This is a genomic window from Pseudomonas sp. GL-RE-26 (assembly GCF_019956275.1).
GTDB lineage: Bacteria > Pseudomonadota > Gammaproteobacteria > Pseudomonadales > Pseudomonadaceae > Aquipseudomonas > Aquipseudomonas grandcourensis.
In genome coordinates this window covers 122,519-148,668 of the sequence record NZ_JAHBDI010000005.1, presented here as the reverse complement: position 1 = coordinate 148,668, position 26,150 = coordinate 122,519, and the positions used below count along the sequence as shown (strand labels likewise).

The following is a 26,150-nucleotide window of genomic DNA, read 5'->3' as shown; positions in this document are numbered from 1 at the left end:
TTGATGGTGTGCGACGAGCATTTCGAGTTCTTTTGCGGGTCGCTGTTGTCAGTCGCTCAATGTTCATTTTTTTTCATCGTGCGGTGAAGGTCAGAAATTTTTGTGAAGCGGTATTTGCCACATTACGGAGGTGTAACCGTCGATAGTGTGACATCACGTACCATCATCGGCGAGAGCGACCTCTATTGTAATCTTGGCGGGTGATTCCCTCACCGAAGCGCAGCGCTTCATTGAATAAACGGTTGTCATGAGGGACTGGTTGAGTGCTCTCTTCGTTGCCGTAGAAACGTACGAATATCTGCTTTGAATGATGATCCCAACGATAGGTAACTTCTTCGTATGGGTAGTCAATAAAAATGTCTTCGTTTGCGAAACGCTCACCTTTCTCAATTGCCATTTAATTCTCTCGCGACGCTGTAGTACTGCGATCGCTGATCGTGAACCCCATCTGAAAACCCAAGAACAACAAGAACTTTTAAAAATCTCGGCACCAGGCAATGATCTGTCACGACATATCGCCTGATTTCAGACCCGTTCAAATGCGTCCCATAACATCTGTCGAATAGCATCCAGTCTTGCGTTAGCTGCGACACGTTGCTCAGAGGTACCTCGAACAATGTAGACGTCTGAGAAACCTGATTTACTGCCTGCCATTGTTCTATAAATTGAAGTCGCTTGTGCCCATTCATTGCTGTTCGGCAAAGGGTCATCGGAAAGTAGGCGGATTATCGCGTTTATTCCCGAATCAAAATTTCGGCAGTTCTCACCGTGAAAAATCTCTGTGAGCGAAATAAGCACTTCGATCAGATGTGAGTTTGTCATGCGCTTTCCGATACCAAGCTCACTGTTGGGTTCTAAAGTCGGTCTGGAGTTTACGTTATTGCTGCCTGCGTTGCTCACGAAAGAGCTTCAGTGCCGGAGATTCTCCACCTGTAATCTCAATTGAAAATTTTGCGTAAGCCTCTTCAAGCTCTTCAAAAATTTGAAGGCCTTTTTCAGTGAAAAAATATTGGCCTGGGATTTCGCCCCATTCAATGGGCGTTACGATTTTTCCGGTTTTTACTAATTCTAATAAGGGTTTCAAGCCCCTGTACAAGTCTGCGGCATCAGGCGTCAGAGTTGAGTGTCTGATGAGTTGTTGCTCTAGGTCTATTGCTGAGGCTTCCAGGTTTTTAATATTCATGGCTAATTTCCTATGTTGCCAATTAGCTTGGCTTCTGACCAATTTGTCCGGTTGGGGATAACGTATTGTAAAGCACCTCCGGATCGAACAATCGCGCCTCCCAGTTCGCGGGTCGGAGCTACTTCACTCACATATACTTTGCTCGGCGAGAATGGAGCTATCTCATATAGGTCGTATTTTGGGGCCTCACTACCAAGTGGTAGACCCAGCGAGTCTGCTAGTGTTTTTCCCGAATTAGCTGCTTTATTTAACTCTTCGTAAGTCGTGAAGTAAGGTGAGTGATCTGGCTTGTCACCTCCATGGACCACGATTTTGACGAGAGGTGTATTTACGACCTTTGCAGTTGGCAAGGTCTTCCCGGATGCAAGCTGACCTGCGGCCCTCGCATAAAGAATGTAGTCAGATTTGGCTGGGTCTGCCGTAGCAACCTCATTGAGGTACATTCTGCCCTCGGGAGTCATCAAGTAGGCCTCGATTTTGCTGGTTTTAACGCCCAATGTCTCTAAGGTTTTGACGTCTTTAATCTGTTCTGCCAAAGGTACAAAATCTGGATCTTGCCGTGCATATTGCTCCCTTAGCGTTTGCGGTTCCGGCTCAGCCTTCACCAAAGGCGCTGGTTCCTTCACCTGCAACTCAGCCTGAGCCAGCAACTTCTGCTCATTCCTTGCCAACCAACCCGCCAACTGCTTGTTCGAAATCTCTGCCTGAAGCTTCGCGCTGCGGGTCGCGATGCTTTCCATGCTGTTCATCACACCCGCTTTCATCTGACCCCGGGTCAGGTAGGTGACGATGGCGGTGAGCAACAGCAGTACCAGTTGCTCCTGTCCGCGAGCCAGTTGTCGTGCCGCGCGTTCGATACGTTCCTGTACCAGTGCGGCGGAACCACCGCTGGGGTCCAGGCCGGACGGTTTGACGCCTTCTTCGGCGTGCCAGGCCGTGGCGATGCCTTCCTGCAAGGTCGAGAGGCAGGCGGGCAGGCCCTGGTAAAAATACTCGGCGATGGCGGACAGGCCCAGGCCCATGAGAATCAGGTTGCCGACCTGCAGGCCGATACCGGCCCCGGCGGCAGCTCCCGGGGCCGCGCCGACGCCAAATGCGAAGGCCCCCGCTGCGCCGCCGGCCACGGTGCCGATCGCCACGCTGCCGCCGAGAATCATCGAGACTTCTTTGACCAGTTGCAGCAGTACCGGCAGGATCTGCTCGATTTCAATCGAGGCCCACTTGCGCTTGAGGTCCATCTGGATGATCGGGTAGGAGAGGGTCATCGCCTGATGCACCGCATCGATGCGATGACCGCCCATGTAGCCATAGGCCTGGCTCGCGCCATTGCTGACACGCCGGGTGAAGCCGTTCCAGTTGTCGTGAACGCTCTGCAGGCCGTCGTTGACGCCCTGGTTCAGCTCGCTGAATTTCTGGTCGAGATTGCGTTCGACATCGGCCCAGCTGGGCACGTTGGCTAAAAGATCCATTTACTCGTCACTGTCCTTGGGGGAAAGGCGCTTCCTTGTTGCTGCGGTCGAGCTGTCGAATATCCGACTTATCATCAATGCCGAAGTGATGGCTATCTGCCGCACTTCAGGCTGCGCGGCGGGATGGAAAATTCAACATGGATCCCATTTTTTGTTATTCGCATTACATTCGGCAATGATGGCAATAAGGCATTAGTTGCCAATCAGTGGTACCTGACTTCCCGTTCATCCTTGATATATCGGCGTTTCTGGCCAGCCAGCGGGGCGATAATTATTTTTCAGGGATTGTCCTGAACTGAGTTCGAAGTGCGTGGAAGTACCCGCATACACTGAGAGTGGGTTGACACAGTGCATGACATGGGTGTCTCCTTCCCGCGTTCAGAACCTGTGATACCTGCAAAAGTGTGACAAATTTCTCAAATATTTTTCTGAGTGATGGCACTTTCATACTGTCTTGTGGTCGCAGTACCTGACGTGACATTTCGTGTGAGCAGTTTCGCTCGATGTTTAAGTGAATTCGATGAAAATGAAGAGTGTTCTGTAGGTTGTGTCTTACAAAACATACAGAATGATTCATGCCGCAGTCCGAAAACATAGAGTGGCAAAGTGTTCGCCCAAATCAATGTTGCGGCAAACAGGGTTTAACCCCCTTATCTGATTCGTTATGCGCAGTGGTTGAGAGAGGGCGGTAGCTTTCCACTGTTTTCAAGGAGATACACATGTTGATGGACCTTGCCGCAATGCTTTCCCCACAAAATCGGCGCCTGTTCAAATTCAAGAACCTCGCCAACCCCGAACAGCAATTGTTGCTTGAGTCCTTCAAGGGGACTGAAGGTCTGTCTCGTGCGTACAACTTCGAGTTGTTGCTGGTGTGCCAGGACTCCGACGTCGAGTTGAAGTCGATGATGGGCCAGCACGTGGTTCTGGAAATCGAGCTGGCAGACGCCTCGCCTCGTTACCTGGCAGGCTACCTCACGCGGTTTGCCAGTATCGGCAGTGACGGCGGCATGGCGCGTTATACGGCGACGCTGAACCCCTGGTTCTCGATGCTGAAAAACCGCTTCGACACGCGCATTTTCCAGGGTTGCACGGTGGAAGATGTCGTCACCCAGGTGTTTGCCTTGTGCACCGCGTTTTCCCGCCATGAGTTCCGCCTGAGCAAGCCGCTCAAGCATTACACCTACATCACCCAGTACCGTGAATCGGACTTCAATTTTGTCCAGCGCCTGCTGGAAGAAGAGGGGATGTTCTACTACTTCGAGCACACCGCCGAAGGCCACACCATGATCATCTGCGACGACTCCAGCACGCTGGTGCCGTTGCCTGAACAGCCGCAGATCCGCTACCACACGGCATCGGTCACCGAGACCGCCGACTCCATTACGCAATGGAGCGGCAATCGCCAGTTGCAGTCCGGAAAAATGGCGGTCCAGACCTTCGATTATCGTCAGCCGTCCAATCGCTTGCCGGTCGCCATGAAGAGCCTGAACAAGCAGGGTGATGTCGACGACTTCGAAATCTATGATTTCCCTGGCCAATACACCCACGGCACCTACGACGAAGGCGAAGCGCTGCTGCGGTTGAGAGTCGAAGCGCTAGAGCTCAAGGGCAAGAGTTTCCACGGCGCCAGTAACTGCCGCGCGATGAAACCCGGCTACACCTTCGAACTGCTGCAGCATTACGATCACGACCAAGGCCCCGCCGATGATCGACAGTTCCTGCTGATGAGCGTCGAAAGCGAAGGCCACAACAACTACCTCAGCGGGCATCAGGCGAGCTACTACAACACCTTCGCCTGCGTGCGCAAAAAGATCGTCTTCCGCCCTCAGCTCACCACCCCGCGCCCGACCATCTCCGGCCCGCAAACCGCGATCATCGTCGGCCCGCCGGGGGAGGAAATCTTCACCGACGAACTCGGCCGCGTGAAGGTGCAGTTTCACTGGGACCGCAAGGGTGAGCACAACGACAAGAGCTCCTGCTGGGTCCGCGTCGCCCAGTCCGGTGCCAGCGGCGGCTTCGGCAGCATCCAGATTCCCCGTGTGGGCGATGAGGTCGTGGTGGTGTTCCTCGACGGCAACCCCGACCGCCCGCTGGTCATGGGCAGCCTCTACAACAGCCAGAACACGCCGCCGTGGTCGCTACCGGCGAACAAGACCCAGAGCGGGTTTTTGACGCGGTCGATGAAGGGGAAGGGCAGCAATGCGAATTTTTTCCGCTTCGACGACAAGGCGGGTGCCGAGCAGATAATTGTCCATGCCGAACGCAATATGGATACGGAAATCGAAGCTGACGAAACCCTTAAGGTTGGTGGAAGTCGCCAGATCAAGGTCGAAGGCAAGCACTCGGAAACAATCAAGCTGGAGACCAGCATTGCCGTAGAGGAGGGATCGTATTACGTCACCGTCGATAAAGGCGAAGTGAAGATCAAGGCTGCGACATCCATCACTCTGGAAGTCGGCGCCAGCAAGCTAGTCATGAATAAGGACGGGACGATTACCCTGTCCGGCATCGTGGTTGATGTGGAAGGTAAAACCGTCATCAACCTGAACAAATAAGCTGACGGATAAGGGACTGCCGCATGCGAACCAGTATTTACGACCGAATCTCCGAGCAAAGGATTCGTGAGGAACAGCGACTCGAAACAGAGCGCTTGGAGCAGGAGGCACTCGACGCACCACCTCCACCTCCCGAACGCTTTCAGACCAATGAGTTGAGCTTTGTTCGTCCGCCAGGTTTCAAGGACAAAACATTTCATGTATTTACGCTCACTGATATAGGGCCAAGCCCCTTATCCGTGGTAATTGGTCGAACACCTATCGAAAGCGACAGTGATCTTGAATCAATGGCGCAGCAGTTGCTTGCTGATCTGAAAAAAGCCCTATCACATCTGGAGTGGGTTGAGCCTTTGAGCCCTGCCGAACTTGCAGGTGTTGAAGCTAGACGTGTCGAATTCAAATGGCGGCAACAAGGCCAACCGGTGCACCAACTTCAGTTGATCTTTCTCCATCACGACGAACTTCGGCAGCCGCTTCTGATGCAAATCACAGGTACAAGCAACAATCCCAAAGGCATGACGTCTGAAGAGCGAAGCGCGTTCTATGAGTTAGTCGAATCGCTTGAACTGCGGCACGTCCAAGATGGCGGTGAATCGGTAGAGCAGGCATGAGCGCTGCTGCACGCCTGGATGATCCGATTGAGCACACCGGATCACTAACGGGGTTGCTTGCAGGACTCGCCGTTGGTGCCATTGGCGCTGCTCTGATCGTGGGTACCGGCGGATTGGCAGCGGTCGCAATTGTCGGCGCTGCCGCGGCGACGGGAGCAGGCATAGGTCAGTTGGTTGGAAGTTTGTCGTTTTGCAGTCACGAAGCCGGCCAAATCGTCAGTGGGTCTGGCAACGTTCATACCAATGGCAAGCCCGCCGCCAGAGCGCACCTGGACAAGGCGAAATGTGACGAGCACGGCTCTGCGCCGCAAATAGTTGCGCAGGGGAGCAGTACCGTTCATATCAACGGTCAACCAGCGGCCCGGGTCGGTGATTGCACCGTGTGTGATGGGAAAATCAGTTCCGGATCTGGCAATGTATTCATCGGAGGAGGCACCGATACGACCGACCCGATAGATCCCGAAGTCCCGGAGTGGCTGGAGAGAGCAGTTCTCGTCGTTGGTTTGGCGAGTGCCTTTGTATTGGCAAGCCCGGTGGTTGTGGTTGCAGGGCTTGTTGGCGCTGTCGCAGGGGGATTGGCTGGAAACTGGGCTGGCGGGGAGTTGTTTGGTCAAGGGTCCGATGGACAGAAACTGATGGCCTTTGGTGGCGCTTTGTTGGGAGGAGGGCTAGGGGCTAAAGGGGGGAAGTGGTTTGATGCGCGGTATGAGATTAAGGTTCAGGGGGTTGGGTCGAATCTTGCGAATGTGAAGATTGTCCCAAAAGGTTCAGAAAAAGTTGCGAGCATTGCGGAATCAGAAGCCGCATTAGGTCGCGCGAATCATGCCAAAACAGAACTACCTTCGAGCAAAGAATATAAAGTAAAAACCGTATCATCGAACGACAAAAAAACATTGAGTGGATGGGGTGACAAGAAACCCGAGGGGTACGAAAAAGTATCAGCAGAGCATGTAAAGGCGAAGTCAGAAGAAATTGGGCACGAAGTGAAGTCACACCCATATGATAGAGACTACAAAGGGCAATATTATTCGTCTCATGCGGAAAAACAAATGTCTATAATCAGCCCGGATCATCCTATAGGCGTTTCTAAACCAATGTGTAATGACTGCCAAGGTTATTTTTCAAAATTAGCGCAGTATAAGAATGCGGAGCAGGTTGTTGCCGATCCAAAGGCGGTTCGGATCTTCAAGCCTGATGGGACAGTTGAGACAATTTTGAGGTCGGAATGAACAAAAAGTCTGAAGTGTTAGTTAAAAGATTGTTGGTTGAGGTGAAAAACTCGCCGTCGGGTGAGCTGATTTTACCTTTAAGAAAGCTTTTGTGGAACACCATTACGGTTGATGAGCCTGACGAGGTGAAAAGGCTGATTCTTACCAAGCTGGATTATATTTGTGTAAATCATGGCGCAGCCATCTGGTCACATAAGTTTGGAAGTTCTCAGAATTTAATCACGGTTCTAACTGTAGCGCTTGATACCGTTGAGGGGAAGCTCTCTGAAGTGAAGGCCCTGAGTATTCGAGATGATTTCTATGTTGAGGTAGTTGAAAATCAAGAATACGAACCTGACGAGTATCCAGCAATGTTCGTTGGTCATGCTGCTGCCAATACAATTGCTACAGCAACAGCTGATTTTGTGTTTGATCCTTCTGATGATCGTGATGATCGTGACCTCGATCCTGACGCATTCGAACCTAGCTTTTTAATGGCTTCTGCTTTCGCCGGGGGATTGGACGATAGTGGCGATTCTGAGTTGCGGCGTAGATTTTGGGAGTGGTATTTGTCGAGTGCAATAAATCAGGTGGTTTGAATTTCTATTAGTCTGGAGCTTTTATGTTGTTTTTTTTGTTGCGGAACTAATGTGGGGATTTTCAATGTTTTATTATTTAGAGTCAGAAGTTTCGGATAAGGCTAAAAGCGCTTTGGAAAAACATCAGTTGCAGTATGCTGATTTTGAGAATTTCGTTGGGTAGATTTAGTGTTTGCGGTAGCTAAAGGGCTATCAGGACATTTTGTCAGCGTCGGATGCGGCGTTGTATAGTTCGCTGCGCCGCTATGTTCAACTACTTTTTTCAATGCTTAAAATTTTTGATGTCCAGAACTTCAAGTCTGATTGGGCAGTTTATAAAGCTCTGAGATGGGAATGAACAAAAAACCAGAAATGTTAGTTAAGCAACTAATAGGTGAGGTTAGGAATTCGCCGTCAGGCGAACTGATTCTGCCTTTAAAAAAACTTTTGTGGGACACCATTGCGGAGGATGAGCTTGAGTGTCGAAAATGATTACATTGGAAAACGTGGTGGAACAAGTTAAAACTTGTTTTGTCGATCGTGATGTGTATTTTTCGCCGAATGAATTGCCCGCGGATGTGGTTGTTCCGACGGGGTGGAAAGAGTTTGGTGCCGTTTTTTCTGAGCAACCCAAGTTTTCCGTTGCATGGTATTCTTTTGCCGATAAATTGCCTTGGGTGTTGTCCTTGCTAGATACTTGCTTGATCGGCACGTTTGTCTTGTGTGGGGAAAAAATTGAATTGTTATATGTTTTTCATGACGCCAATGGTCTTTATTACTATGTGGGTGGGTTGCCACTAAGTAGTTGTCCATTGAAGTCTGATAAGATTAACCTGGTTGCGGGTAGGTTGTCGGATTTCTATTTGCATGTACACAATGGGTTCACTTTTTTCCCCGCGCAATCAATGGGGCCTCAAAAAATAGAAGATTTATCACGTGTAGCAGATTTAATTGATGAAGAAGAAACGAGCTTTGCGGAGAGTTGGATTACAGTTTTTTCTAATGGGGGTGGAGATTATTTAGCCGTGGATATAAATAACCAGGCGGAAGATAAAGGTGTTATCTGGTGGCATGAGCAATCCATGGAGCCGGAATTGGGAATAGATGTTTTTGAGGTTATGGATACGTGGATCTCTATATTTCTGGAAGACACACAATTGCGAAGTGATATATTGATAGAAGAATCTAATTTCAAAGCTTAAATTCGTCTGAAGCAAGTAGCTTGGCGTGTGACACCTAGGTGAGTTAACCCGACAACAGGGCCTGGCGCACCCCAATAGCAACCTCATCGCCGAAGTCGACGCCTTCGGTCACACAACCGAACACCTTAACGGTGATGACGGCCTGCCGCACCTTCATTGATGCCAGCCACAAGTCAAAATACCCGTGGTGGAACACCTGGCATAGGTCGAGCGCTTCCAGAGTTCCTTGGGTAAAACACCACGTTTCGGTTCGACGAGCGCCAGGACCTGATCGCCGTCACCGACGTGCTGGGCCATACCACCAAGCTGGATTTCGAGAAACTGTTGTCTGGTCAAAAGGTCGATATATTCGATTTGGATGGAACGGCGGCGTCATTAAGTTGATTTTTGGAGTGCTTTTTATGCCTGTTATAGCAATAGTTCTTGAAGGGGAAGTAACTCAGGCACAAAGTCTTCTGAAATTTCACAAAACGCTTGGTGTATCACTGCATTCGTTGAAGGACTCGTGGTTGAACGAACGTCCGATTGTGGAGGTGGAGATTTTTGAAGGAGATTACCAAGAGAAAGCAAAGATTATACGCTCAGTCCTTAAAATTATTCATGAAGAGCATCTAGTTGCGAAATTTTATGAAATTCCTTTTGGCGAGCAGTATGCCGGTAATTCGCAGCTCCAGACTTGGGAGGTTGATGCTGCACTCGTCGGCGGTATATTGGATGCTGCCGATAAGGAAGTAGATCGACAGTTGGATAATTGATGTTTCATGGGCATTGGTTTGGCTTTATTTATGAAGGATGTAGTCATCCTTGGCACTAAAACAGAGTTATCAGAAATGCTCTATCTGTATTGATGTCATGAACTATCATATTTTTCATTGATTAAATACGATGGGTTCTTGTGTTTTATTGTGTGGTGCCTGGAGATGTCCTGCTGGATGCTCAACGAGCAAGCAGCGACGAGACTGTCGAGAGCCTGGCCTGAAGTTCTCAAGGTACCCTCAGGCTGAACAACAAAAAAACCGGCTGATCAGGCCGGTTTTTTTTTGGGGCGGTGGTAGAGCAATTTATTCAGGCGGTGCGATTCTGGATCAGACGATCCGAGCCACCTTCGGCAACGCGATTCTGCAGCAGTTTGTCAGAGCCACCTTCGGCGACGCGGTTCTGCATCAACTTGTCAGAACCATCGGCGGCGACGCGGTTTTCGATCAGGCGATCGGAACCACCCTCGGCCACACGGCTTTCAATCAGACGATCCGAGCCGCCTTCAGCGACCACTGGTTGAGCGGAGTTTGCGGCGAAAGCGTTAACTGCGAAAACCGAGAAAGCGATGCTGAGGAGGGTCTGGCGTTTCATGATCGTGTGCTCCGGGGTGCTTATGGGGTGGTATGGAGCAGATGTTACGCCGGAGATTTTTTAAGAGAACTTCATTGAGTTGATGGTGACTATTGATGCAGTCAATGGATGATTCGCTCCCACAGGAGGGTGAGGTGTTAGCGGGAGATGAGCCCATGATCAAGGGCGTATTTGACCAGCGCCGCCGGCTTGTCGATGTTGAGCTTGCGCCGGATGCTCAAGCGGTGTGTCTCCACCGTGCGCACGCTGATGTCCAGTTCCCGGGCCATTTCCTTGTTGTTCAAGCCTTGCGCCATCTTCGACAGCACCTGGCTTTCCCTCGGGGTCAGTTCGTTGTCGGTGTTCCTGTCGGCGATCAGCCGTTGGGCGATTTCCGCGCTGTAGAAGGTTCCGCCGCTGCTGATGGCTTCGATGGCGGCGATGATTTCCCGTGACGGGGCGTTCTTCAGCACGTAGCCGCTGGCGCCGGAGCGCACCGATTCACTGACGTATTCGTAATTGTCGTACATGCTCAGCACCAGCACCTTGAGCGACGGGTACTGGCTGCGCAGTACACGGGTCAGTTCCAGGCCGTTCATGTCCGGCAGGCTGATGTCGACCAGCAGCAGGTCAGGCTGGCAGCGGCCGACCATCTCGATGGCCTCGGCGCCGTTTTCCGCTTCGCCGACCATTTCCAGGGGCGACATCACGGCCAGCAGCGCCTTGATGCCGTCGCGGACCAGGGAGTGATCGTCGACCAGGGCGACGCGGATCGGGGAGGGCAGGTTCATGCAAGGTCTCACTCTTGTAGTTTTGCGCCAGGTTTCATCGGCAGCCGTACGTCCAGCTCACTTCTGCCCGGCATCGAGATCAGATCGAAGCGCCCGCCAAAATGTTCGACGCGTTCGCGGATGTTACGCAAGCCAATGCCGGCCTGACGACGTTCGACCTGGGCGACGTTGAAACCGATACCGTCATCGACCACCGTCAGCCGCACGGACTCGTCGCAGCCGCGCAGTGTAATGGACACGTTCTGCGCCTGCGCGTGGCGTTCGATGTTGGTCAGGCCTTCCTGGACGATGCGGAACAGCGACACAGCCGCGCCGTCCACCAGTTGGCAGTCGAATTCATTTTCGTCGTAGGTCACGGTCAGCCCGCTGCGCTGCTCGAACTCTGCGGCCAGTTGGCCGATGGCCGCCGGCAGGCCGAGGGTGTCGAGCAAGGATGAGCGCAGGCCGTGGGAGAGGCTGCGGACTTCGCCGATGGCATCGCCCAGGCGCTCGGTGGCGTCCTTTAGCGTGCTCAAGCCCTTGTCATGGGCTTGTCCGCGTTCCAGCAGGTGGCTGGCCAGTTCGAACTGGAATTTGATCGAGACCAGCACCTGGCTGATGCCGTCGTGCAACTCGCGGGACACCCGGGATCGTTCCTCTTCCTGCAGGCTGACGATGCGCTGGGTCAGGCGCTGCAGTTTCTTGTCCGCCAGCCGATGTTCGCTGACGTTGAGGGTCATGCCGGTGGCGAACACGAACAGTACCGCGACCAGGGCGACCACGGCGATGGCCATCATGGTCTTGCGGATGCCCATGGCCACCTCGGCGCGGGCCTGCTGGGTGGCGCGTTCGACGTCTTCGAGGTAGATGCCGGTGCCGAGCATCCAGCCCCAGCGATCGAGCATCACCACATAGGCGAGCTTGTCGGTCACCTGGCCGGAGGAGGGCTTGTTCCAGGCATAGCGTTGGAAGCCTTCGCCCGACTGTGCGCTTTTCAGCAGCGCCTGGATCACCGGCAGGCCGTGGGGGTCTTTCATGTCCCACAGGTATTGGCCCACCAGTTCCGACTGGCGTGCGTGCATCAGGCTGCGGCCTTCGTGGTCGTAGACGAAGAAGTAGCCGTTGATGCCGAAGCTGAGCTTGCGCAGTTCTTCCAGCACTTGTTGCTGGGCGTGGGCATCGCCGTGGCCGTCGTCGTACAGGGGCGCGATCAGGCTCTGGGCCATTTCCACGTAGTTTTTCAGCTCTGCGCGCTTGCTCGCCAGAATGCTGTCTTCGATCAGTTGCGCCTGTTGATCGCCCAGTTGGCGATTGAGGGAAATCACCAGCGCACAGATGACGGCAATGGCCAGCACCAGCGGCAGTATCCCGAGGGCGACGATCTTGTGTTTGAGCTGCATGTTGACTCCTGCCCACGCGAAGGCTCGGATCATATGCCAAAGCGGCGTCCTGTAGGAGCGGTGGTGTCTACGTAGAACTACGTAGACACCACGTACGTAGTAACGCGGATTTATTTGTGGACGACATGCGCAGATATTGGGCCAGCTCCGCACTGCGGACACAATTATAAAAATTACCGCCGCAGTCACTGGCTGTCGGCAGGAGACACGCTATGCCCCGTCTGGCTAAACACCTCGCCTGGTTTGCCGTGGCTGTCCTGGGAGCGATTGCGCTGAGTGTCGTGGCCCTGCGCCGCGGCGAAGCGATCAACGCCCTGTGGATCGTAGTCGCAGCCGTCGCCATCTACCTCGTTGCCTACCGCTACTACAGCCTGTTCATCGCCAATAAAGTGATGCAGCTCGACCCCAATCGGGCCACGCCGGCTGTGCTCAATAACGATGGTCTGGACTACGTGCCGACCAACAAACACGTGCTGTTCGGGCACCACTTCGCGGCCATTGCCGGTGCAGGTCCGTTGGTCGGCCCGGTATTGGCGGCGCAGATGGGCTACCTGCCCGGCACGCTGTGGCTGATCGCTGGCGTGGTGCTGGCCGGTGCCGTTCAGGACTTCATGGTCCTGTTCATGTCCACCCGCCGCAACGGTCGTTCCCTGGGCGACATGGTCCGCGAAGAAATGGGCCGCATCCCTGGCACCATCGCGCTGTTCGGCTGCTTCCTGATCATGATCATCATCCTCGCGGTGCTGGCGCTGATCGTCGTGAAAGCCCTGGCCGAGAGCCCGTGGGGCATTTTCACGGTGATGGCGACCATCCCGATCGCGATGTTCATGGGCATCTACATGCGCTACATCCGCCCGGGTCGCATTGGCGAAATCTCGGTCATCGGTGTGCTGTTGCTGTTGGGTTCGATCTGGCTCGGCGGGCAGATTGCCGCTGACCCGGTGTGGGCCAAGGCCTTTACCTTTACCGGTCTTCAGATCACCTGGATGCTGATCGGCTACGGTTTTGTCGCGGCGGTATTGCCGGTGTGGCTGATCCTGGCGCCCCGTGATTACCTCTCCACCTTCCTGAAGATCGGCACCATCGTCGCCCTGGCCATCGGCATCCTGGTGACCATGCCCGAGCTGAAAATGCCGGCCCTGACCCAGTTCATCGACGGCACCGGCCCGGTATGGAAGGGCGGTCTGTTCCCGTTCCTGTTCATCACTATCGCCTGTGGCGCGGTGTCGGGCTTCCATGCGCTGATCGCTTCCGGCACCACGCCGAAATTGCTCGCCAGTGAGGGGCATGCCCGTTACATCGGTTACGGCGGCATGCTGATGGAGTCCTTCGTGGCGATCATGGCCATGGTCGCGGCTTCCGTGATCGATCCGGGTGTGTACTTCGCCATGAACAGCCCGGCGGCTGTAGTCGGTGCCGATGCGGTGGCCGTTGCACAAACCGTCAGCAGCTGGGGCTTCGCCATTACCCCGGAAGCCCTGCAAGCCGTAGCCCACGACATCGGTGAAACCACCATCCTGGCCCGTGCCGGCGGTGCACCGACCCTGGCGGTCGGTATCGCGCAGATCCTGCACCACGTGTTGCCGGGCGAGAACACCATGGCGTTCTGGTACCACTTCGCGATCCTGTTCGAAGCGCTGTTCATCCTGACCGCAGTCGACGCCGGCACCCGTGCCGGGCGTTTCATGCTCCAGGATTTGCTCGGCTCCTTCGTCCCGGCGCTCAAACGCACCGAATCCTGGACCGCCAACCTGATCGCCACCGCCGGTTGCGTGGCCATGTGGGGTTATCTGCTGTACCAGGGCGTGATCGATCCACTGGGTGGCATCAACACCTTGTGGCCGCTGTTCGGTATCTCCAACCAGATGCTGGCCGGTATCGCCCTGATGCTCGGCACCGTGGTGCTGATCAAGATGAAGCGCCAGCGTTATGTCTGGGTGACCTTGCTGCCGGCCGTGTGGCTGCTGATCTGCACCACGACAGCGGGCTTCATCAAGCTGTTCGACGCCAACCCGGCGATCGGCTTCCTCGCACTGGCGAAGAAGTACAGCGATGCCTTGGCTAACGGTCAGGTGCTGGCCCCGGCCAAGAGCATCGACCAGATGCAGCACGTGATCTTCAACGCCTACACCAACGCAACGCTGACCGCTTTGTTCCTGTTCGTGGTGTTCAGCATCCTGTTCTTCGCGCTCAAGGTCGGTATCGCCGCCTGGGGCACCAAGGAGCGTACGGACAAGGAGGCGCCATTCCACGCGCTGCCGGATGCCTGATCATGTTCAATGACCTGAGTCGCCTCGGTAAATACCTCGGTCAGGCCGCGCGCCTGATGGTCGGCATGCCCGACTACGACAACTACGTCGAGCATATGCAGAACAAGCACCCGGACAAACCGGTGATGGACTACGAGGCGTTCTTCCGCGAGCGCCAGGAAGCCCGTTACGGCAGTAAAGCCGGACCGAAGTGCTGTTGAATGAAATAAAAAAAACCGGCTGAAAGGCCGGTTTTTTATTGAGTTCAGGAACACCTCGATGGCTCAGACCCCATGGCGATGGGAATCGTCGTCGCCACCGTTGTCCCGGGTCATGGAAACATTGTCAGGCATTCGTCCCTGAGGCTGATGATCCCGTTTGGCGATCTTGAGTGCCCGGTCGGCGACCTTGGCGTTATGCACCAGGCGGCAGAGCACGGCAACGATGATGATCGACAGTAATGACCAGATGACAATGGCGTTTAGGAGCATGGCGAAACCTCTCGCGTCAAACAATCCTTCCGATCGCCAACATCCTTGTAGCAAATAGTATTAATCCATTGTGGCAGGAGTTCATGAACTTGCACTTTCTTGCTGATTTGCGCTGTTTTTCAGCTATCTCCCCAGATGAAGCGACAGTTTCCCCGACCGGTACTTTAATGGATGGTCTGGAGCGACTGATCAAGGGGCTGTCATAGCCTTAATGCTATGGATCCCATACCGAAAAGCTATTTCATCAATCGGTGATCCGGATCCACGCTCAAGGGTGGTTAGCTGAAAACAAAATCAAGAGGAGATGCCATGTCAACTGAATCGAAATGCCCGTTCAATCACGCCGCTGGCGGTGGCACGACGAACCGCGACTGGTGGCCGAACCAACTGAACCTGAAGATCCTGAGTCAACACTCGCCAAAGTCTGACCCGCTGGGGGGCGACTTCAACTACGCCGAAGCCTTCAAGAGCCTGGACTTCCAGGCGCTGAAAAAAGACCTGAATGCGCTGATGACCGATTCCCAGGACTGGTGGCCGGCGGACTTCGGTCACTATGGGCCTTTTTTTATTCGCATGTCCTGGCACGCCGCAGGCACCTATCGCACCGGTGATGGCCGGGGTGGCGCCGGTTCCGGCCAGCAACGCTTTGCACCGCTCAACAGCTGGCCGGACAACGTCAGCCTCGACAAGGCCCGTCGGCTGCTCTGGCCGATCAAGCAAAAGTACGGCAACAAAGTCTCCTGGGCCGACCTGATCGTCCTCACCGGCAACGTTGCACTGGAATCCATGGGCTTCAAGACCTTTGGTTTTTCCGGCGGCCGCCCGGATGTCTGGGAACCGGACGAAGACGTCTACTGGGGTTCTGAAAGCAAGTGGCTGGGGGGCGACGTGCGTTATGGCAAAGATGCCGGGCAAGCTCCCGTAGAGCGCAATCTGGAAAACCCACTCGCCGCCGTGCAGATGGGCCTGATCTACGTAAACCCCGAAGGCCCTGAAGGCAACTCTGATCCGGTCGCCGCCGGAAAGGACATCCGTGAAACCTTTGCGCGCATGGCCATGAACGACGAGGAAACCGTCGCGTTGATCGCTGGCGGTCATGCCTTCGGCAAAACCCACGGTGCCGGTCCTGTCGACCATGTCGGGCCTGAGCCCGAAGGCGCCGGCCTCGAACTGCAGGGCCTGGGCTGGAAGAGTACGTTCGGTACCGGTAGCGGTGCCGACGCCATCTCCAGTGGTCTGGAAGTGACCTGGACGACCACGCCAACCCGGTGGAGCAACAACTACCTGGAAAACCTGTTCGGTTACGAATGGGAACTGACCAAGAGCCCGGCGGGGGCAAACCAGTGGAAGCCGAAAAACGGCGCTGGCGCCGGCACCATTCCAGATGCCTTTGATACGTCCAAACGGCGTGATCCGACCATGCTGACCACGGACTTGTCGCTACGCTTCGACCCGATCTACGAGCCGATTTCCCGGCGCTTCCTGGCCAATCCAGACCAGTTGGCCGACGCCTTCGCCCGTGCCTGGTACAAGCTGATTCACCGTGACATGGGGCCGCTTTCACGCTACCTCGGCCCGGAAATGCCGAACGAAGAACTGCTGTGGCAAGACCCGATCCCTGCTGTCGATCATCCGCTGGTCAATGACAGCGATGTGGCCGCGCTCAAGGGCAAAATTGCGGCCTCGGGGCTGTCAGTCTCACAGCTTGTATCTACAGCTTGGGCGGCCGCTTCGTCTTTCCGTGGCTCCGATAAACGCGGCGGTGCCAATGGCGGTCGCCTGCGCCTGGCGCCACAGAAGTCTTGGGAGGCCAACCAGCCAGAACAACTGGCCCGCGTGCTGGCAAAACTCGAAAGCATCCAGAACGAGTTCAACAGTGGCGGCAAGAAAATCTCCCTGGCCGACCTGATCGTGCTCGCCGGTGGCGTGGGCGTGGAACAGGCCGCGAAAAATGCCGGCCAAAGTGTGACGGTGCCTTTCACGCCGGGACGCATGGACGCCAGCCAGGAACAGACCGATGTCGAATCCTTCGGTTTCCTTGAACCGATTGCCGACGGTTTCCGTAATTACCTGAAGCAACAGTACCGTGTGCCGGCCGAAAAATTGCTGATCGACAAGGCGCAACTGCTGACGCTCAGCGCGCCGGAAATGACGGTATTGCTGGGTGGGCTACGGGTGTTGAACGCCAATGTCGGCCAGAGCAAACACGGTGTCTTCACCTCACGGCCGGAAGCCTTGACCAATGACTTCTTCACCAACCTGCTCGATATGGGGGTGGAGTGGAAGCCCGTGTCGGATGCCCAACAGGAGTTTGAAGGGCGTGATCGCAAGACCGGTGCAGTGAAGTGGACAGGGACGCGGGTTGACCTGGTCTTTGGTTCCAATGCGCAGTTGCGTGCGTTGGCCGAGTTCTATGCCACCGCCGATGCGCAGCAGAAGTTCGTCAAGGACTTCGTCGCTGCGTGGACAAAAGTGATGAACCTGGATCGCTTCGATCTGAAATAGGAGAGGTTGTCGTAAATTTGGAGCCGGCACGACTGCCGGCTCCAATCACAGATGAAGGCTTTCAGCACTATCAGTTCGCCGGTATTCAAGGCCATCTGTAATGACAGCTCAATTGTGTTGAGCACGAGTCAGCCGTCAAGAAATGGGAGATTCTCTTTTCGAACGACGCGAGCAGCATCATCGTATAGAAACGGGAGAAACATATAACGGCGACCTTTGGTTACCGGAGTGGCTTCGTGCAAAAGTGAACACGAAAACACCACAGCTCCTCCTGTTGGAGCGCTGTAATGCATTTTTCCAAACTCTGGAAAATGCAGAAAACCGCCTTCGTACTCTCCCGTATTAAGAAACAGGGAAACGGCAAAACGGCGATGCGCTGTACCCTTCGTGGTGTTATCCCTATGGGGCCGGAAATGCCCGCCTTCATCGCTGTTGTAGCAGGCCACCATATAGCGCTCCATTCGAGTGGCATTGAACTGGAACGCTTTATGTAGCTCTGGAAGCAGACGGTTGGCTATACGCAACGAACATGCTTTGGATAGAGCCTCGTCTTCAATAATGCAGTCACGACGTTGCTTGTGGCCATGGTCGGTGACGTGGACGGTTTTACCCGACTGCTCCACCATAAACCCGGACTCCTCTCCGCCACGTTCGTCGTAGTGACTTATTAGTGCTTTACACAGCTTGGGCTCAAATATACGGGGAATCACCAGGACTGGTGCGTGTGGAGTGGCGGCATGTGGCGGTGCCAGTGCGGGTAATCTATCCAGAAAGCGCATTAAAGAGGGGACATGGTTATCAACCGGCGTCTCGATCGGGACGATGGCCAGGATACGTAACGCAGGATCCAGCACATAGGTCATTTGCCTGATGCTGCCGTCTATCTGCAATGTACCGTAGAGCTTACTGACTGACCGATCGAAGTCCCAGATGAAGCGCATGCCAGGTATCGAACTTTCTACCCGCTTCAGCTTTTCATCATCTGGATCTACGGACACACCGAAGAAGCAGACGTGATCGTCATTGAACCGCTGGCGATGGGCCTGAACAGCTTCCAGAACTTTAATTGATGTGGGATCAGCCGCAGAACCAAAAAAAGTAAGCACTACATACCGACCGGCAATAGTGTCGAAACAAAAGCGCTCTCTTTGTTGAGTGCGGCAATGGAACCAAGGGGCAGGTCCACCGACTGAAAACGCTGTGGCGCGCATCACAACTCCTTGCCGGCAGGCAGTGGATCGCTAGCAGGAAGAACTCCAGGCACTCGAAACTTGCAGGTAAAGCTAGTTCAGACTTGTTGAAGCTGCCTGGAGCGCTGATGGCGACTCCTCATTCATGACTTGTATCTCTGGTTTTTTGCAGAGCAAGGTGCGGTCTATCCGAGACGCCCAGGGCTCTGGCAATCATCCAGGCTTATCAAGCCTCGGCGCTGGCAGACCAGGCATCGATCACCGATTGCAGGAACTGCTCCGACAACCGAGGGTTGTCCAGGGCCCTGGCGATCAGTATGGCCCCGGTGATCGATGACAGGATGCGCAAGGCCTCCTGGTGTTTTTCATCATCGGTTTGGCCGTCGACCAAAGGCAGCAGCGTTTCGATCAGGGTCTGCACGCCTTGGGTGAACGAGTGGCTGACGGCACCGCCGTTGCGCGCGACATCGGCCCCCAGGGCAGGGATCGGGCAGCCTTCGGTCCAGTTGCTCAAGTGGCTTTGGGTCAGGTACCCCTTGAGCAGTTCGGGGATGGATTTGGCTGCTCGCCAGTCTTCGATGTTGGTTTCGAACGTGCGGCTGACCGCCTCTGACGCCAACTGCTCCTTGCCGCCGGGGAACTGTCCGTAAAAGCCGCCATGGGTCAGGCCCACCGAGCGGGACAGTTCGCCGATACCGATGCCGTCGATTCCTTTTTCCCGGTACATCTTCGAGGCTGCGCCGAGGATCGCTTCCTTGTTGGCTGCTGCCTTGTCTTTCGTCACTTTCATGAGTGGGGTCCTGTCATCCGATGAGCGCCCTGGCAAATTTTTGCTGAGGGGCTGGCATTGATGATGATCATAATATAAATTCGCGGCAATGGCTTTGCAGGCCGACGAGCCCGTGGCTCAAGTCAGAACACCTCACAGGGTGCCGCCCCATGAAACGTCATGATCTGCGCAGTATCGACCTCAATTTGCTGGTGATTTTCGAGGCGCTCATTCAGGAACGCAACGTCACGCGGGCCGCGGAAAGACTTTCCCTGGGCCAGCCGGCGGTCAGCGGCGCGTTGGGTCGATTGCGTACGCTGTTCAACGACCCTCTGTTTAAACGCATTGGCCACAAAATGGAACCGACCACCCGGGCCTTGCAGGTGGCGCAAACCCTTGGGCCCGCATTGGACTGTATCTGCGCTGTCGTCAGTCTGACGGCTTCCAATAAAAACCCAGTTGATTCAGAGGCTTGATCTGAGCATTCATTTTTTTTGCCCTTAAACATGATAGTCATCATTAATGATGATAACCAAGTTCACTCCGTTCAATTCGTCGCTGCCCCCTGTGCGGCCGAGAATTCTCCAACCCCTAAACCGTCAGGCGGACACTACCCATGCAACAGTCACTCAAACCTTTGCGTTATCCCCTTGCTGCATTGGCGTTGGCGACCCTCACTGCTTGCGGCCACGCACCCGATGCCGCCAAGGCTCCGGGTGCGCCGCCTGTCACGGTCGCCAAAGTGCTCGAGCAACCCATCACCGAATGGGATGAAGTCACCGCCCGCCTGGAAGCACCGGAAACCGTCGTGGTTCGCCCGCGGGTCTCGGGGCAGATCGATCGAGTCGCCTTCACCGATGGCGAGTCGGTGAAGAAAGGGGATTTGCTGTTCCAGATCGATCCACGTCCGTTCGAACACGAAGTGCATCGTTTAGAGGCGCAATTGCAACAGGCTCGCGCCACGCTGGTTCGAACTGGCAATGAAGCGCAACGGGGACAGCGCCTGCTGAGCAGCAATGCCATTTCGGCGGAACTGGCCGACACGCGCAACACCACCGCCCAGGAAGCCCGTGCCGCCGTCGATGCCGTGCAGGCGCAACTCGATCTGGCACGCCTGAACCTGAGCTTCACCCGCGTCACCGCGCCGATCAGCGGCCGGGTCAGTCGTGCTGAAATCACCGCCGGCAACATCGTCACCGCCGACACCTCGGCGCTCACTAGCGTGGTCTCCACCGACAAGGTCTACGCCTATTTCGACGCCGACGAGCGCCTGTTCCTCAAGTACGGCCAACTCTCCCGCCAAGGCCGGCGCAGCCAGTCGACACCGGTGTACATGGGCTTGTCGAACGAAGAGGGCAATAGCCACCTGGGGCAGATGAACTTCGTCGACAACCAGGTCAATCCCAAGACCGGCACCATCCGTGGCCGCGCGGTGTTCGACAACACCGACGGCCAATACACCCCGGGGCTGTATGCCCGATTGAAGCTGGTGGGCAGCGCAGCCTACGCCGGCTTGCTGATCAAAGACGAAGCGGTGGGCACCGACCTGGGCAAGAGGTTCGTGCTGGTGATCGACCAGGACAACAAGGCCGTGTACCGCAGCGTCGATCTGGGACCGAAGCTCGAAGGCTTGCGCATCGTGCGCAGCGGTTTGCAGAAAGAAGACCGCATCGTCATCAACGGCCTGCAACGGGTTCGTCCCGGCGCGGTGGTCGCGCCGCAGGACGCGCCGATGGCCGACGCAGAAACCGTCGCCACCCTGGCTCGTCAACGCCAGGCCATCGAGGCGGGTAATCAGCCCGTCGCTCCGTCCCCGGCACTGGTGAAAACGGATACAACCGTTTCGCCTCGTGGATAAAGGAACACCGTCATGAAGTTCTCACAATTCTTTATCACGCGGCCGATCTTCGCTGCGGTGTTGTCGCTGCTGATCCTGATCGCCGGCGCCATCGCGCTGTTCCAGTTGCCGATCAGCGAATACCCCGAGGTAGTGCCACCGACCGTGGTCATCCATGCCAACTACCCGGGTGCCAACCCCAAGGTGATTGGCGAAACCGTAGCTGCACCTCTCGAACAAGCGATCACCGGCGTCGAGAACATGCTGTACATGTATTCGCAGTCCACGGCCGATGGCCGGCTTACCCTCACGGTGACCTTCGCCCTCGGCACTGACCTGGACAACGCCCAGGTGCAGGTGCAGAACCGCGTGACCCGGACCGAGCCAAAGCTACCCGAAGAAGTGACGCGCATCGGCATCACCGTGGACAAGGCGTCGCCCGAACTGACGATGGTGGTGCACCTGACCTCGCCGGACAAACGCTACGACATGCTGTACCTGTCCAACTACGCGATCCTCAACGTCAAGGATGAGCTGTCGCGCCTGAACGGTATCGGTGACGTGAAGATGTTCGGTATCGGCGACTACTCGCTGCGTATCTGGCTCGATCCGAACAAGACCGCTTCACGCAACCTGACCGCGACTGACGTGGTCAATGCGGTCCGCGAACAGAACCGTCAGGTCGCTGCCGGCCAACTGGGCGCACCGCCTGCGCCCAACGCCACTAGCTTCCAGATGTCGATCAACTCCCAAGGGCGGCTGGTCACAGAGGAGGAGTTCGAGAACGTGATTGTCCGCAGTGGTCCGGACGGCGAAATCACTCGCCTCAAGGACATTGCGCGGATTGAACTCGGTTCCAACCAGTACGCCCTGCGCGCCTTGCTCAATAACCAGGAAGCGGTGGCGATGCCGATCTTCCAGCGCCCGGGTTCCAATGCGATCGACGTTTCCGATCAGGTGCGGGCGAAGATGGCCGAGCTGAAGAAGAGCTTCCCGGAAGGCATGGACTACGAGATCGTCTACGACCCGACCATCTTCGTGCGCAGTTCGATAGAAGCGGTGGTTCACACGCTGTTCGAAGCGCTGATTCTGGTGGTGCTGGTGGTGATTCTGTTCCTGCAAACCTGGCGCGCTTCGATCATTCCATTGGTGGCGGTACCGGTGTCGTTGATCGGCACCTTTGCCGTGATGCACCTGTTCGGCTTCTCGCTCAATGCCCTGTCGCTGTTCGGTCTGGTGCTGGCCATCGGGATCGTGGTCGATGATGCGATCGTGGTGGTGGAGAACGTCGAGCGCAACATCGAGTTGGGCCTCGAGCCGATCGAGGCAACCAAGAAAGCCATGGGCGAGGTGACCGGGCCGATCATCGCCACGGCGTTGGTATTGTGCGCGGTGTTCGTCCCTGCTGCCTTTATCTCCGGTTTGACGGGCCAGTTCTACAAGCAATTCGCACTGACCATTGCCATCTCGACGGTGATCTCGGCGTTCAACTCCTTGACCTTGTCGCCGGCATTGGCCGCGGTATTGCTCAAGGCCCACGGCGCGCCGAAAGACCGTTTCTCCAAAGTGCTGGACCGATTGTTCGGTGGCTGGCTGTTCAAACCCTTCAACCGCGTATTCGAAAAAGCCAGCCATGGCTATGTGGTTGCCGTCGCCAAGGTCATTCGTGGCAGCAGCGTGGCCTTGCTGGTGTATGCCGGGCTGATCGCCATGACCTACATGGGCTTCAGCACCACGCCGACCGGTTTCGTGCCGACCCAGGATAAAAAGTACCTGGTGACCTTCGCGCAACTGCCGGACGCCGCCAGCCTTGATCGTTCGGAATCGGTGATCCGGCGCATGAGCAGCATCGCCATGAACGAGCCGGGCTTCGACAGCGCCGTGGCGTTCCCGGGGCTGTCGATCAACGGCTTCACCAACAGCCCGAACGCCGGTATCGCCTTCATCGGCTTGCGGCCCTTCGATGAACGCAAAGACCCGAGCCTGTCGGCAAAGGCGATTTCCGCTTCACTGAACGCCAAGTTCGGCAGCATTCAGGACGCCTACATCGCCGTGTTCCCGCCACCGCCCGTTCAAGGCCTGGGCACCATCGGTGGCTTCAAACTGCAGATCGAAGACCGCGGCAACCTGGGCTATGAAGCCCTGTACAAAGAGACCATGAACGTCATCGCCAAGAGCCGCAGCGTTCCGGAACTGGCCAATCTGTTCACCAGCTTCACGGTGAACGTGCCGCAGGTCGATGCCGCGATCGACCGGGAAAAAGCCAAGACCCATGGCGTGGCCGTCAGCGATATCTTCGACACGTTGCAGGTGTACCTGGGCTCGCTGTATGCCAACGACTTCAACCGTTTCGGCCGCACCTACCAGGTCAACGTTCAGGCAGACCAGCAATTCCGCCTGGAACCGGAGCAGATCGGCCGGTTGAAGGTGCGCAACGACCATGGGGAAATGATCCCGCTCGCCACCTTCATCAAGGTCAGCCCGACGTCGGGGCCTGATCGGGTCATGCACTACAACGGCTTCATCAGTGCGGAAATCAACGGTGCGGCGGCTCCCGGCTTCAGCTCCGGCCAGGCCCAGAAAGCCATCGAGAAACTGCTCAAGGAAGAACTGCCCAACGGCATGACCTACGAGTGGACCGACCTGACCTACCAGCAGATCTTGTCCGGCGACACCGCGTTGCTGGTGTTCCCGCTCTGCGTCCTGTTGGCGTTCCTGGTGTTGGCTGCACTGTATGAAAGCTGGAGCCTGCCGCTGGCGGTGATCCTGATCGTACCGATGACGCTGCTGTCGGCGATTGCCGGGGTGATCATTTCCAAGGGCGACAACAACATCTTCACCCAGATCGGCTTGATCGTGCTGGTGGGCCTGGCGTGCAAGAACGCGATCCTGATCGTCGAGTTCGCCAAGGACCGGCAGGACCAGGGCTTGTCGCCGCTGGATGCCGTGCTGGACGCCTGTCGCATGCGTTTGCGGCCGATCCTGATGACTTCGATCGCTTTCATCATGGGGGTGATTCCGTTGGTGACTTCCACCGGAGCCGGTTCGGAAATGCGTCGCGCCATGGGTGTCGCAGTGTTCTCCGGAATGCTCGGGGTGACCTTCTTCGGGTTGCTGCTGACGCCGGTGTTCTTCGTCCTGATTCGTCGCTACATCGAACGTAAAACCGCGCGCAAGGCGGCCCGGGTTCAAGCACTCAACGTTATTGATTCGGAGGCACACTGATGAACACTTTCAAGCTCTTCCTTCCCGGCCTCCTGGTGACGGCATTGGCCGCCTGCACCGTAGGGCCGGATTACAAAACCCCGGACACAGCGCCTGCCCATGTCGTCTCGGCACAAGGGGCCCACTACGATCAATCGCGTTTTGAAACGGTGTGGTGGCAGCAATTCGACGACCCCACGCTGAACCAGTTGGTTGGCAAAGCGCTCAATGGCAACCGCGATCTGCGTGTGGCCTTCGCCCGCTGGAAAGCCGCCCGGGCCATCCGCGATGACGTCAGCAACGACAATCTGCCGGTGGTCACCAGTCGGGTCAGCAGCGTGCAGGGCAAGTCGCAGGTGCCGGGCTTGACCGAGAGTCGGGTCAATACCGAACGCTACGACCTGGGCCTGGACATGGCCTGGGAGATCGATCTGTTCGGGCGCATCCAGCGTGAGCTGGAATCCAGCGACGCCCGGGAAGACGCCACGGCGGCGGATCTGTATCAACTGCGGGTGACCATGATCGCCGAGTTGGTGGACGCCTATGGTCAGCTGCGCGGTGCGCAATTGCGGGAAAAAATCGCCCTGGCCAACCTGAAGAATCAAAGCGAATCGCGCGCCGTGACGGTGAGCCTGCGTGACGCTGGTGTGGGTAACGAACTCGACGTGGTGCGCGCCGATGCCCGATTGGCGGCGGTCGAAGCGAGCGTGCCGCAACTGCAGGCGGAACAGGTACGCGACAAAAACCGCATCGCCACTCTGCTGGGCGAACGCCCGGACACCCTGAGCATCGACTTGAGTCCAAAGGATTTGCCGGCCATCGCCAAGGCATTGCCGATTGGCGATCCCGGCGAACTGTTGCATCGGCGCCCTGATGTGCTCGCGGCAGAGCGCCGGTTGGCGGCGTCAACGGCTGATGTCGGCGTGGCCACCGCCGACCTGTTTCCACGGGTGAGCTTGAGCGGGTTCCTCGGGTTCACGGCGGGGCGCGGTTCGCAGATTGGCTCCAGTGCCGCCCGTGCCTGGAGCCTGGGGCCGAGCATCACCTGGGCCGCGTTTGACCTGGGCAGCGTGCGGGCGCGCATTCGTGGCGCCAACGCCGACGCCGAGGGTGCATTGGCGACCTATGAACAACAGGTGCTGCTCGCACTGGAGGAATCGGAAAACGCCTTCAGCGACTACGGCAAACGCCAGCAACGCCTGCTGTCGCTGATCAAGCAAAGCGAGTCGAGTCGCGCAGCGGCCGATCTGGCGGCGACGCAATACAAGGAAGGGGTGGTGGACTACCTGGTGTTGCTGGATGCGCAACGTGAGCGCCTGAACGCCGAGGATGCCCAGGCACTGGGTGAAACCGATCAGTACCGCGCCATTGTGGCGATCTACAAATCCTTGGGCGGTGGTTGGGACAGCGGCGATACCAGGCTGGCGAAAAACAACTGACAGGAGCGTAATTCCGTTCATTCAAGAGACAGAGCGAACAATAAAGAACCTGTGGCGAGGGAGCTTGCTCCCGTTGGACTGCGTAGCAGTCCCATTTTTGGGGCCGCTTCGCGCCCCAGCGGGAGCAAGCTCCCTCACCACAGAAAGAATGTTCGTCTTTT

General features: G+C 56.2%; 23 protein-coding genes. 13 read left to right on the top strand and 10 right to left on the bottom strand.

Translation table 11 applies throughout. From position 1 onward, the window contains the following. Window positions 1-163: 163 nt before the first annotated feature. From KGB07_RS04170 to KGB07_RS04155, 4 genes are all read right to left on the bottom strand, one after another. Window positions 164-397 (bottom strand): hypothetical protein, encoded by a 234-nt coding sequence (locus KGB07_RS04170; protein WP_080925365.1) that lies wholly within the window; start codon window positions 395-397, stop codon window positions 164-166. 128 nt (window positions 398-525) lie between these two features. Then, window positions 526-900 (bottom strand): hypothetical protein, encoded by a 375-nt coding sequence (locus KGB07_RS04165; protein ID WP_223464654.1) that lies wholly within the window; start codon window positions 898-900, stop codon window positions 526-528. Continuing rightward, on the bottom strand, window positions 878-1,183 hold the full coding sequence (locus KGB07_RS04160) for a hypothetical protein (RefSeq protein ID WP_046042530.1): 306 nt from the start codon (window positions 1,181-1,183) through the stop codon (window positions 878-880). The genes KGB07_RS04165 and KGB07_RS04160 overlap by 23 nt, the downstream gene beginning before the upstream one ends. A gap of 2 nt (window positions 1,184-1,185) precedes the next feature. Beyond that, window positions 1,186-2,652, bottom strand: coding sequence for a DUF6861 domain-containing protein (locus KGB07_RS04155; RefSeq protein WP_223464653.1), 1,467 nt, complete (start codon window positions 2,650-2,652; stop codon window positions 1,186-1,188). 719 nt (window positions 2,653-3,371) lie between these two features. On the opposite strand from KGB07_RS04155, the gene KGB07_RS04150 reads away from it, so the two are divergent. From KGB07_RS04150 to KGB07_RS04120, 6 genes are all read left to right on the top strand, one after another. Next, a complete protein-coding gene (locus KGB07_RS04150) occupies window positions 3,372-5,207 on the top strand; it encodes a type VI secretion system tip protein VgrG (protein WP_223464651.1) in 1,836 nt (611 codons plus the stop codon). Between the two features lie 23 nt (window positions 5,208-5,230). Next, a complete protein-coding gene (locus KGB07_RS04145; RefSeq protein ID WP_046042527.1) occupies window positions 5,231-5,818 on the top strand; it encodes a DcrB-related protein in 588 nt (195 codons plus the stop codon). Next, window positions 5,815-7,047, top strand: coding sequence for a PAAR domain-containing protein (locus tag KGB07_RS04140; RefSeq protein WP_223464649.1), 1,233 nt, complete (start codon window positions 5,815-5,817; stop codon window positions 7,045-7,047). The genes KGB07_RS04145 and KGB07_RS04140 overlap by 4 nt, the downstream gene beginning before the upstream one ends. Then, window positions 7,044-7,625, top strand: a complete 582-nt coding sequence (locus KGB07_RS04135) for an Imm5 family immunity protein (RefSeq protein WP_046042525.1) — start codon at window positions 7,044-7,046, stop codon at window positions 7,623-7,625. Before KGB07_RS04140 ends, KGB07_RS04135 begins: the two co-directional genes overlap by 4 nt. Before the next feature lie 467 nt (window positions 7,626-8,092). After that, window positions 8,093-8,806, top strand: coding sequence for an SMI1/KNR4 family protein (locus KGB07_RS04130; RefSeq protein WP_223464695.1), 714 nt, complete (start codon window positions 8,093-8,095; stop codon window positions 8,804-8,806). 401 nt (window positions 8,807-9,207) lie between these two features. Then, on the top strand, window positions 9,208-9,561 hold the full coding sequence (locus KGB07_RS04120; RefSeq protein WP_046042524.1) for a hypothetical protein: 354 nt from the start codon (window positions 9,208-9,210) through the stop codon (window positions 9,559-9,561). A gap of 310 nt (window positions 9,562-9,871) precedes the next feature. Here KGB07_RS04120 and KGB07_RS04115 read toward each other — a convergent pair whose 3' ends face one another. The 3 genes from KGB07_RS04115 to KGB07_RS04105 all read right to left on the bottom strand — a co-directional run bounded on the left by KGB07_RS04115 (window position 9,872) and on the right by KGB07_RS04105 (window position 12,305). After that, window positions 9,872-10,156, bottom strand: coding sequence for a hypothetical protein (locus tag KGB07_RS04115; RefSeq protein WP_223464648.1), 285 nt, complete (start codon window positions 10,154-10,156; stop codon window positions 9,872-9,874). Window positions 10,157-10,293: 137 nt separating this feature from the next. Next, complete coding sequence (locus KGB07_RS04110) at window positions 10,294-10,926, bottom strand: response regulator (protein WP_046042521.1); 633 nt, start codon at window positions 10,924-10,926, stop codon at window positions 10,294-10,296. An 8-nt stretch (window positions 10,927-10,934) separates the two neighbouring features. Beyond that, on the bottom strand, window positions 10,935-12,305 hold the full coding sequence (locus tag KGB07_RS04105) for a cache domain-containing protein (protein WP_046042520.1): 1,371 nt from the start codon (window positions 12,303-12,305) through the stop codon (window positions 10,935-10,937). A gap of 212 nt (window positions 12,306-12,517) precedes the next feature. Between KGB07_RS04105 and KGB07_RS04100 the strand changes: the two genes are divergently transcribed. Continuing rightward, window positions 12,518-14,575, top strand: a complete 2,058-nt coding sequence (locus tag KGB07_RS04100; protein WP_223464646.1) for a carbon starvation CstA family protein — start codon at window positions 12,518-12,520, stop codon at window positions 14,573-14,575. Window positions 14,576-14,577: 2 nt separating this feature from the next. Continuing rightward, a complete protein-coding gene (locus tag KGB07_RS04095; RefSeq protein ID WP_046042517.1) occupies window positions 14,578-14,775 on the top strand; it encodes a YbdD/YjiX family protein in 198 nt (65 codons plus the stop codon). Window positions 14,776-14,838: 63 nt separating this feature from the next. Here the strand turns inward: KGB07_RS04095 and KGB07_RS04090 are convergent, their stop codons facing one another. After that, window positions 14,839-15,045 carry a hypothetical protein gene (locus tag KGB07_RS04090; RefSeq protein WP_223464645.1) on the bottom strand — a complete coding sequence of 69 codons (207 nt, stop codon included), beginning with the start codon at window positions 15,043-15,045 and terminating at the stop codon, window positions 14,839-14,841. Window positions 15,046-15,354: 309 nt separating this feature from the next. Here KGB07_RS04090 and katG point away from each other — a divergent pair, with 309 nt between their 5' ends. Then, complete coding sequence (gene katG, locus KGB07_RS04085; protein ID WP_046042512.1) at window positions 15,355-17,550, top strand: catalase/peroxidase HPI; 2,196 nt, start codon at window positions 15,355-15,357, stop codon at window positions 17,548-17,550. Between the two features lie 128 nt (window positions 17,551-17,678). On the opposite strand, the gene KGB07_RS04080 is transcribed toward katG, so the two are convergent. Both KGB07_RS04080 and KGB07_RS04075 read right to left on the bottom strand, forming a co-directional pair. After that, complete coding sequence (locus KGB07_RS04080) at window positions 17,679-18,761, bottom strand: 2OG-Fe(II) oxygenase (RefSeq protein ID WP_223464644.1); 1,083 nt, start codon at window positions 18,759-18,761, stop codon at window positions 17,679-17,681. A 205-nt stretch (window positions 18,762-18,966) separates the two neighbouring features. Next, entirely contained in the window at window positions 18,967-19,530 is a 564-nt protein-coding gene (locus KGB07_RS04075) for a TetR/AcrR family transcriptional regulator (RefSeq protein ID WP_223464643.1), read from the bottom strand. Window positions 19,531-19,679: 149 nt separating this feature from the next. Between KGB07_RS04075 and KGB07_RS04070 the strand changes: the two genes are divergently transcribed. From KGB07_RS04070 to KGB07_RS04055, 4 genes are all read left to right on the top strand, one after another. Beyond that, window positions 19,680-19,985 (top strand): LysR family transcriptional regulator, encoded by a 306-nt coding sequence (locus tag KGB07_RS04070; RefSeq protein ID WP_046042509.1) that lies wholly within the window; start codon window positions 19,680-19,682, stop codon window positions 19,983-19,985. Window positions 19,986-20,125: 140 nt separating this feature from the next. Further along, window positions 20,126-21,367 carry a multidrug efflux RND transporter periplasmic adaptor subunit MexE gene (gene mexE, locus KGB07_RS04065; RefSeq protein ID WP_046042508.1) on the top strand — a complete coding sequence of 414 codons (1,242 nt, stop codon included), beginning with the start codon at window positions 20,126-20,128 and terminating at the stop codon, window positions 21,365-21,367. 12 nt (window positions 21,368-21,379) lie between these two features. Next, the gene (locus KGB07_RS04060) at window positions 21,380-24,571 is read left to right on the top strand and encodes an efflux RND transporter permease subunit (RefSeq protein ID WP_223464642.1); all 3,192 of its coding nucleotides are present in this window, start codon (window positions 21,380-21,382) and stop codon (window positions 24,569-24,571) included. Beyond that, on the top strand, window positions 24,571-25,989 hold the full coding sequence (locus tag KGB07_RS04055) for an efflux transporter outer membrane subunit (RefSeq protein WP_223464641.1): 1,419 nt from the start codon (window positions 24,571-24,573) through the stop codon (window positions 25,987-25,989). Before KGB07_RS04060 ends, KGB07_RS04055 begins: the two co-directional genes overlap by 1 nt. The last annotated feature ends 161 nt before the right edge of the window (window positions 25,990-26,150 follow it).

What these genes read in the sequence shown, in the direction of transcription:
- KGB07_RS04170 (WP_080925365.1), bottom strand. Translation starts at nt 397, where the DNA reads ATGGCAATTGAGAAAGGTGAGCGTTTCGCAAACGAAGACATTTTTATT.
- KGB07_RS04160 (WP_046042530.1), bottom strand. Translation starts at nt 1,183, where the DNA reads ATGAATATTAAAAACCTGGAAGCCTCAGCAATAGACCTAGAGCAACAA.
- KGB07_RS04155 (WP_223464653.1), bottom strand. Translation starts at nt 2,652, where the DNA reads ATGGATCTTTTAGCCAACGTGCCCAGCTGGGCCGATGTCGAACGCAAT.
- KGB07_RS04150 (WP_223464651.1), top strand. Translation starts at nt 3,372, where the DNA reads ATGTTGATGGACCTTGCCGCAATGCTTTCCCCACAAAATCGGCGCCTG.
- KGB07_RS04145 (WP_046042527.1), top strand. Translation starts at nt 5,231, where the DNA reads ATGCGAACCAGTATTTACGACCGAATCTCCGAGCAAAGGATTCGTGAG.
- KGB07_RS04140 (WP_223464649.1), top strand. Translation starts at nt 5,815, where the DNA reads ATGAGCGCTGCTGCACGCCTGGATGATCCGATTGAGCACACCGGATCA.
- KGB07_RS04135 (WP_046042525.1), top strand. Translation starts at nt 7,044, where the DNA reads ATGAACAAAAAGTCTGAAGTGTTAGTTAAAAGATTGTTGGTTGAGGTG.
- KGB07_RS04130 (WP_223464695.1), top strand. Translation starts at nt 8,093, where the DNA reads ATGATTACATTGGAAAACGTGGTGGAACAAGTTAAAACTTGTTTTGTC.
- KGB07_RS04120 (WP_046042524.1), top strand. Translation starts at nt 9,208, where the DNA reads ATGCCTGTTATAGCAATAGTTCTTGAAGGGGAAGTAACTCAGGCACAA.
- KGB07_RS04115 (WP_223464648.1), bottom strand. Translation starts at nt 10,156, where the DNA reads ATGAAACGCCAGACCCTCCTCAGCATCGCTTTCTCGGTTTTCGCAGTT.
- KGB07_RS04110 (WP_046042521.1), bottom strand. Translation starts at nt 10,926, where the DNA reads ATGAACCTGCCCTCCCCGATCCGCGTCGCCCTGGTCGACGATCACTCC.
- KGB07_RS04105 (WP_046042520.1), bottom strand. Translation starts at nt 12,305, where the DNA reads ATGCAGCTCAAACACAAGATCGTCGCCCTCGGGATACTGCCGCTGGTG.
- KGB07_RS04100 (WP_223464646.1), top strand. Translation starts at nt 12,518, where the DNA reads ATGCCCCGTCTGGCTAAACACCTCGCCTGGTTTGCCGTGGCTGTCCTG.
- KGB07_RS04095 (WP_046042517.1), top strand. Translation starts at nt 14,578, where the DNA reads ATGTTCAATGACCTGAGTCGCCTCGGTAAATACCTCGGTCAGGCCGCG.
- KGB07_RS04090 (WP_223464645.1), bottom strand. Translation starts at nt 15,045, where the DNA reads ATGCTCCTAAACGCCATTGTCATCTGGTCATTACTGTCGATCATCATC.
- katG (WP_046042512.1), top strand. Translation starts at nt 15,355, where the DNA reads ATGTCAACTGAATCGAAATGCCCGTTCAATCACGCCGCTGGCGGTGGC.
- KGB07_RS04080 (WP_223464644.1), bottom strand. Translation starts at nt 18,761, where the DNA reads ATGCGCGCCACAGCGTTTTCAGTCGGTGGACCTGCCCCTTGGTTCCAT.
- KGB07_RS04075 (WP_223464643.1), bottom strand. Translation starts at nt 19,530, where the DNA reads ATGAAAGTGACGAAAGACAAGGCAGCAGCCAACAAGGAAGCGATCCTC.
- KGB07_RS04070 (WP_046042509.1), top strand. Translation starts at nt 19,680, where the DNA reads ATGAAACGTCATGATCTGCGCAGTATCGACCTCAATTTGCTGGTGATT.
- mexE (WP_046042508.1), top strand. Translation starts at nt 20,126, where the DNA reads ATGCAACAGTCACTCAAACCTTTGCGTTATCCCCTTGCTGCATTGGCG.
- KGB07_RS04060 (WP_223464642.1), top strand. Translation starts at nt 21,380, where the DNA reads ATGAAGTTCTCACAATTCTTTATCACGCGGCCGATCTTCGCTGCGGTG.
- KGB07_RS04055 (WP_223464641.1), top strand. Translation starts at nt 24,571, where the DNA reads ATGAACACTTTCAAGCTCTTCCTTCCCGGCCTCCTGGTGACGGCATTG.